This window comes from Streptomyces sp. NPDC006476, from assembly GCF_040612015.1.
Lineage (GTDB): Bacteria > Actinomycetota > Actinomycetes > Streptomycetales > Streptomycetaceae > Streptomyces > Streptomyces griseorubiginosus_B.
The window spans coordinates 1-7,647 of sequence record NZ_JBEXPK010000162.1 but is presented as its reverse complement, the minus strand read 5'-3'; the positions used below and the strand labels follow the sequence as shown (position 1 = coordinate 7,647).

The window sequence follows — 7,647 nt, the reverse complement described above, 5'->3', positions numbered from 1 at the left end:
CTCCGCTCGGACCGCGTGATGGCCCGGGACCCGGCCCCACACAACGCCCGGCCCCGGCCGGGCCGCCCGCGCATGCACGGTGCCCCGTTCGCCCTGGCCAGGCCCACCACCTGGGGAGATCCGCAGGCCGAGACCCGGACCGACACCACTCGCTACGGCACCGCGACCGCCCAGGCATGGGACCGGCTCCATCCCCGGCTCACCCGCCGCTCAGCCTGGATCACCGACCAGAATGCCGAACTCCCCATCCTGCACGGCCTCGTGGTCCGCCTGAGTGTCGAGCGCCTGCCCGGCGGACGGGAACCCGACCCGGTGTGGCTGTGGTCCTCACGCCCCGGGGCCAACCCTGGCCACGTCGACCAGCTATGGCGCGCCTACCTGCGCAGATTCGACCTGGAACACACCTTCCGCTTGTTGAAACAGACACTGGGCTGGACCGTGCCCAAGCTCCGGGACCCGGCCGGCGCGGACCTGTGGACGACCCTGATCATCGCCGCACACACCCAGCTGTGGCTCGCCCGGCCAGCCGCGGAGGATCTGCGCCGTCCATGGGAACGCCCGCTTCCCTCGCACAAGTTGACACCCGCACGGGTCCGGCGAGGGTTTCGCAACATCCGCGCGAAGGCGGCCCGTCCAGCGGCTGCACCGAAACCCTCCCGCCCCGGCCCAGGACGCCCCCGCGGATCGAGCAACCATACGAGAGCACCCCGCCACACACCGGGAAAGACCGTCAAACGCGCCGAGACACTCGACCAGCACTACGGCCGCACAGGTTAAAGATCAAGGTTAGGCGGTGGAGACCTTTTCCACCGCGTTGAGAGGTACATCGATGCGCGTGTCGTCTCCGAAGACCTGCACAACCAGCTGCACTCGATTCCGCTCCCGGTCAATGGCACGGACCGGGCCAGTGGACTGTGAGAAAGGGCCATCAGTCACCAGGCCGGTGTCCCCTGGCTGTAGCTCGGACGCACTCGGCATGGTGACTCCCTGGTGCAGTTGATCGGCTTGCACGTGGTGGTAGTTGCTCAGGACCCTACGGTGCTGACGCCAGGGACCGTCTCAGTTTCCGTCTCATTCAGCACCGTTCACGGACGTTCATGCAGGACCTAGAGCTGCCTCCGCTCGGGCGGCCAGCCGCCCATGAACCCGGGCGAACGCCCCCGAACGCATCCCGTCATCCCACCACCACAGTTGGAAAGCGTGTTGGCAGAGATCGGTTTGCTGTGTGCTACCCAGCCAGCAAGCCAACGTGGTGGGCTGGTGGAGTGGAAGCCATCATCGCCAGTGCCATAGCCGTCCTTGGGACTCTGCTTGGCTCCGGCATCACCCTCCTGTTTCAGCAACGCGCAGTAGACAAGAGCCACGACTTCACACAGAAGGAAAGGCTGAGGCAGGAGCGTCTGGACGCATATTCTGCCTATGCCGGTGCACTGATCAACTATCGCCGCTGCCTGGTGCACTTATGGTTCTGCCTACACGACCAGACGCCTCCAGGGGACGCCGAGGAAGTGCGGGCCCGATCCTACGATCTTCGCACTCGCGCTCAGGAGGCCATGCTGCGCGTCGTGCTGCTCACTGATGACGAGTCGCTCAGCGAAGCAGCAAGAGCCATCCTTGACGACGTCGCAAGCCTGTACAAGGCGGATACCCGAGAGGAGTTCGACCACCGGAGGAGTCACACAGGGAACAGTATTGGCCGCTTGATCGGCATCTCCAAGCGACACCTCTAAGATCCGAATCAGAGCAGTGGCACGGTCGCCGCGGCCATGCCCCCTTCGCGCCGCACCACAAGCGCACCAGATCGAGCGGGGCACAGCGGGGAACCACGAGGAATGTGACCGATCTCGACGAGGCCGCCCTTCGCCCAGACGCCCAGGTCAGCCCCCTTACCGCCCCCAAATGCCCGCAGCTTCCCAAGCTGAGAGCTTGTCGGCCGACGATGGTGCTTCAACCGCCTTTGCTGACCCGCCGGGGCCTGCGAGACGCCCAACCAAGGCTTCCCAGCTCGCTGTCCGGGTGGCAGGACGCGCACGCGAGGTGCCGAAAACCCGAGTGGGGAACGTCCCACCGATGCCACAGTGGCAATCGGGGTGAAGTGACCAGACCCATGAAGTCACTTCACGTTGACAGTCCTCGCCGACGTATAGGGCAACTGGGGTGATCGTGACAAGTTCCGAGAGTTCCGCTTGGCAGCCCTTGTCGCGCCGCCACGTCTCGACGCGGGAGGAGGCTCTGTTCGAAGGCGTCCCGGATCGTCTGGTCCGCCCGCTAGGGGTTTGGATCACTGACTACCTGCACGGCCGTCCAGAGCTCACCGAACGGGTTGCTCTACAGCTGCGGGTTGCTCTCGACGCTCCCAATCCTGAGCAGCTTGTCGAGGCCGTGTCCATCAGTGAGCGTTTTCAGCGTGGCCACTGATCGGGTGACGCCGGTCAGGTCGAGGTGAGGGCCGCAACGCACAAAGCCCCCGTGCCGTTGAGAGAGGTGTTCGACGTCTCAACCCACCGGCACAGGAGCCCTGTTGGTTCCCCATCCTGCCGCACTCGACCTGCCCCACGCCCTGGTCGAGTGGGTCACCATGCTCATCGTCACCCGCGAGGGTGACCGACGGTGCAAACTCCCGCCGCACCAGCGTGCGCTCGTCGCTCTGGTGTACCTGCGCCGCCACGACACCCTCGCCCGGATCGCGGCCGGGTTCGGGATATCCGTCGGCACCGTCCACGCGTACGTCACCAGCGTGACCGACCTGCTCGCCGAACGAGCCCCTGGCCTACTCAAGACGCTGCGCGAGCACGATCCGGACTTCGTCCTCCTGGACGGCACTCTCGCTGAGTGCGACCGCGTCGGTGACAGCCGGGCTGACTACTCCGCCAAGCACCGCCGGCACAGCGTGAACGTCCAGGTCCTCACCGATCCGGCCGGCGAGCTGCTGTGGATCTCGCCCGCCCTGCCGGGTCGCACCCACGATCTGACGGCAGCCCGCACCCATCGCATCATCCGGATCTGCGAACGCCAGGGTGTCCCTGTCCTCGCCGACCGTGCCTACACCGGCGCCGGTCCCTGGGCCACCACTGGACTCAAACGGCCACCGGGCGGCGAGCTCACCCTCACCCAGCGCACCGTCAACCGGGCCCTGGCCGCAGCAGCACGATTCGACAGAACGCCACCTCACACCACCTCGCTTGCAATGCGCTCCATCTCTTGCTTATATTCCCAGGCCATCCTATGACGCTTATAGCCGTTGGTCGGCTCTGGCATATCTGGGTCACCGCGCCGCCACGCGAACACGCAGGAAATCAAATGGTCGACGGTTTCCAGCAAGAAAACCGGCCCTACGCCGTAGTAAGCAAGGTCGAGAAACCGCCAACCATGTATCTCGGTCAGACTGTCAACGATCAGCGTTCGCAGCTTCTCGTCACGCACCCCTAGGGCGGCAATGTGGGCCGTCTCAAGGTATTCGGGCAGCTCTTCCTACCAGATCTCTTGCCGCGCTACAAGCTGCTGGTACTCGGCTGCTGAAACCTCGAACGATGCGTAATTAGGGGGCATCCTGCGCATGTGCCCCCGAAGGGCGGTAAGAGCCTGTTCATTCGCTACAACGACAGCCGCACGCTCGGCTTCGTCCCGCGCACGAGCATCAGCGAGTTGCCGCTTCTGCGCGTGGTGGGTCGAGACATGGGAAGCCGCCGCGCCCACAACCACGCCAACGAGCCCCGTGAGAGGCGTGAGCCAGTCCATGAACATAGTGTGACTGGCGCCCCGGCACGGAGAGGTAGAAACCATGCACTTCCCACAGCAGCCCTGCTGTGAGAGATACGTCTGGGGACTACGCACGGCATCTGTCCGGTCTGAGCCTGAGGCTGCCCCCGGGGTGTTGCAGCGCCTGACGTCGTCACCCCTTGCCGAGCCACAGCAGCCGACAGTAATCTCCAGCGGCTCCCCGGCGTTCGTGTGAGGAGCGTGTGAGCGAGACAAGATCACGCGGCCCACGCGACTCTCTTGCAGGTCAGGGCCATAACCATGCAAGTCATGGGCATGCCCTCCGGAGTCGTGTGCGCAGGTTCGAATCCTGCGGGGGGCACCTTCGATGAGGTGCCTAAAGACCCCGCCATCAGCGCGTTTGCTGAGTGCGGGGTCTTGTTGTTTGTGCAGGCGGATGCGGCTCGATGCAACCCAGGACAGTGATCACGTTGTAATAGCGTGTTGATCTTGGTGGCCTTCATGGCAGGTCAGAAGGCGTCCCGCGGGCCGCCCGACACATCCCCAATCGGCGTGAGGCTCCATCACGGCGGCTGTAGCCAATACCGCCACTGCACAGAGGTTTATTAACGACTGCACCACCACCCCAATCATGCTGATTGGAGCGGCACGCATAGAGGGGGGCGGGTGGCTCAGTCAGAGATACCGGTGGCCTTGATCGGTTTGGGCGGTGCAGTTGCTGGAGCAGCAGCCACTGTCACGGTAGGCCGGCTCGCAGGGCGTCACAGCGTCCGCACAGCGCTGATCGCCAAGGTGGATGGCCTTCAGGACGAGCTGACAAGGTTCTGTGCCCCGTTCGTCGAGGCGAGAGTCCAGTTGTCCCCGGCCCTTACCGGTCGGACGCCCGTCGAGCCGTGGCGGGACTTGGCTCCCCAGATGTCCCGGGCCGCGCCACGCTGGACGTCCATGGTCACAGATCCGCTCCGGCTGTGGGAGATGCCCGGGACCGTGCGCCGCAAGGCCGACTACGTAGACGACGAAATACGACTTCACCAGTCCCGCGCGGCTGACCTGCTCCTCCCCGACGTACACGCGGCCATACGGGAGCTGTATCAGGCCACCAAGGAACTCATCGAAACCTACACACGGGAATTTCAGCGCCTTGCCAAGCGCGGGTTGGGAGTTATGTAGCGTCGTTCGTGGAAGGGGAGACAGACCAGAACCCCGGGCCAGAGGCGGCCAGGGGGCTCTCGTTCGTCAGTCATGTGGTTGTGTCAGCCGTCCCCTCCCCCAGACCCTGCATGATCCGGTCGTTCATCTCCTGCTCCTGGCCGTCGATGCACTTGGCGTAGATCTTCAGAAGGACGTCGACCGAGTGGCCCGCGCGAGCAGCGACCTCCGGTGCCGGGACTCCTGAGTTGAGCCAGTGGGAGACACCCGCGTGGCGAAGGTCGTACGGCCGGAAGGCCAGGACCGAAGAGACCTGATCGGGGACGAACGCCAGTTCCCGAGCCTGCTTCCAGGCGCGGGAGTACGACGAGGCAGCGATGACGTTCCCCCGCTCGCTGGAAAACAGCCGGCCGTCCTTCGCCGTGCCGAACTCCTTCAGGTGATCCCGGAGCAGCCGAACCAGCGGAGGCGGAACCGGAACGATGCGCACCTCACCCTGTGCTCGCTGCGGCCGAATTCTTTTTTCGGCGACAACCTTTTCGCGGCCTGCAGCAACCAGCGGGTGCGCGACCGAGCGTGATGATCACCATCCGGACGGAAGGCCTCCCAGAGACATGCACCGCAAATCCCGTCGCCGCGTCATGGTGGCAGCCGGCGTACCTACCGTGCTGGCACTGACCGTCGGCGGCTTCCTCGCCGCCCAGGGCGCGGATGCGAGCAACACGACCGCGGTCGACGTCAACGCGACCCAGAGCCTCGGCACCGTCTCCAACGTCGCCACCGGCATGAACACGGCGACCTTCGACGGCCACCTCAACGACAGCGCGGTCATCCCCGCGCTCACCGGAGCGGGCGTCAACGCGCTGCGCTACCCCGGCGGATCCACCGCCGACGTCTACCACTGGCAGACCAACACGACCGAGTCTGGGCAGGGCTACGCCAACCCGGCCAACGGCTTCGACGACTTCATGGGCATCGCGCAGAAGACCGGCGCGAGCCCGATCATCACCGTCAACTACGGATCCGGCACCGCAGCCGAGGCGGCGGCGTGGGTCAAGTACGCCAACGTCACCAAGCACTACGGGGTCAAGTACTGGGAGCTCGGCAACGAAGTCTCGGGCGACGGCACCTACGGCTCCAAGTGGGAGTACAACACCAAGCCCAAGGGCGCCACCACGTACGCGAACAACATCGCGGACTACATCACCCAGATGAAGGCCGTCGACCCGAGCATCAAGGTCGGCGCCGTGCTGAACACCTACAACAGCTGGCCTGACGGCCTGGTCGCCTCCAAGTACGGCGACACCGCCGACTGGAACACCACAGTCCTGAAGAAGGACGGCCCCAAGCTCGACTTCGTGATCATCCACTACTACCCGACCTCGAGTTCCGAGGCGGACCTGCTCGGCCAGAACAAGAACATCGCCTCGCTCATCTCGCACACCCGCGCCGAGATCAACCAGTACGCGGGCAGCAACGCGGCGAACATCAAGATCATGATCACCGAGACCAACGCGACCTACGAGCCCGACTCCGTCCCGGCCGCCCTCTACGCCGCCGACACCTACATGACGTTCCTGCAGAACGGCGTCGACAACATCGACTGGTGGGACTTGCACAACGGACCCACCTCGACCACCAGCAAGCTGCCTGACGGCCTCACCGATTACGGCGACGGCGGCGCGCTCTCCAGCGGCGGCTGCGCAGGCTCCGTCTGCGAACCCACGGCCAACACCCCCTTCCCCTCCTACTACGGCCTACAGGCCGTGGGCGGATTCGCCACGCCGGGCGCCGAGATGGTCGGCACCACCAGCTCGAACTCCGCGGTCACCTCGTACGCCGTGAAGACCGCGACTGGCCTGAAGCTCATGCTCGTCAACCACAGCGCCCAGGCCAGCGAGCCCGTCAGCATCTCCTACTCGGGCTTCAACGCCGCCGGCGTCACCTCCGCGCAGCAGTTCAGCGATGCCACCAAGAAGCTCCAGCAGATCAGCGGCGTCAACGCGAGCGCCCTGACCCTGCCCCCTTACTCCATCACCATCCTCAAGCTCTCCGGCTCCAACGTCGCGCCCGGCCCCTCGTGCACCGTGACCGCGGGCGCGGTGACCTGGCAAGGCGGCTACACCGAGAACGTCAAGATCACCAACAACGGCCCCGCGACCACCAACTGGAAGATCACCTTCGGCCTTCCGGCGCACGAGCGCGTGACCGCCAGCTGGAACCTGACCCACAGCCAGAGCGGTAGCACGGTCACCTCCCAGGCCGTGAGCTACGACAAGACCATCGCCTCCGGCGCCACCCTGCCCTTCGGCTTCGTCGCCGCCGGCTCTGGCAAGAACGCGGCCCAGCCCAGCTGGTACGCCCTCAACGGCGTGCGCTGCACCAACCGATGAACTGATCCCCGCAAGCACCTGCACGGCAGAGCCGGTCAGTCATCGAGACTTACCGGCTCTGCCGTTTGCGCGTTGCTGCCGTCTCCGGCGGGGGGCCGCCGGCAACGGCACCGCCATGGCGCGTCGGCCGTGGTGAGGACGATCTGATGGATGAGGGACTGGCGGCCCTGATCGCCGGGGGGCTGTGGGTTGATCGGCGCGCTGGCCACGACTGGCGGCGCCATGTGGGGCGCTCGAAAAGGTGCTGCAAGCACCCTCGAAACCGCCCGTGCCCAGGTAGCGGACAAGAACTAGTGCCGCATCAGGCAATATTCGCCTCGTTGGGTGCCTGACAAGGGCGGCTGTGCGGGGATGTGGGAGGCCGTTTCGTCGTGGTGCGGAAGCC

2 protein-coding genes and 3 pseudogenes are annotated in these 7,647 nt (G+C 65.4%); 4 read left to right on the top strand and 1 reads right to left on the bottom strand.

Annotated features, from left to right (window positions below; translation table 11 throughout):
* The 3 genes and pseudogenes from ABZZ74_RS51665 to ABZZ74_RS51655 form a co-directional block, all read left to right on the top strand.
* A pseudogene (locus tag ABZZ74_RS51665) lies at positions 1-777 on the top strand (transposase); the annotation flags it as partial.
* Between the two features lie 488 nt (positions 778-1,265).
* Positions 1,266-1,730, top strand: a complete 465-nt coding sequence (locus ABZZ74_RS51660) for a hypothetical protein (protein WP_356951071.1) — start codon at positions 1,266-1,268, stop codon at positions 1,728-1,730.
* Between the two features lie 791 nt (positions 1,731-2,521).
* Positions 2,522-3,145 (top strand): annotated as a pseudogene (locus ABZZ74_RS51655) (transposase family protein); the annotation flags it as partial.
* Positions 3,146-4,960: 1,815 nt separating this feature from the next.
* On the opposite strand, the pseudogene ABZZ74_RS51650 reads toward ABZZ74_RS51655, so the two are convergent.
* Positions 4,961-5,377: pseudogene (locus ABZZ74_RS51650) on the bottom strand (tyrosine-type recombinase/integrase); the annotation flags it as partial.
* 157 nt (positions 5,378-5,534) lie between these two features.
* Between ABZZ74_RS51650 and ABZZ74_RS51645 the strand changes: the two are divergent.
* Complete coding sequence (locus ABZZ74_RS51645; RefSeq protein WP_356951070.1) at positions 5,535-7,262, top strand: cellulose binding domain-containing protein; 1,728 nt, start codon at positions 5,535-5,537, stop codon at positions 7,260-7,262.
* The last annotated feature ends 385 nt before the right edge of the window (positions 7,263-7,647 follow it).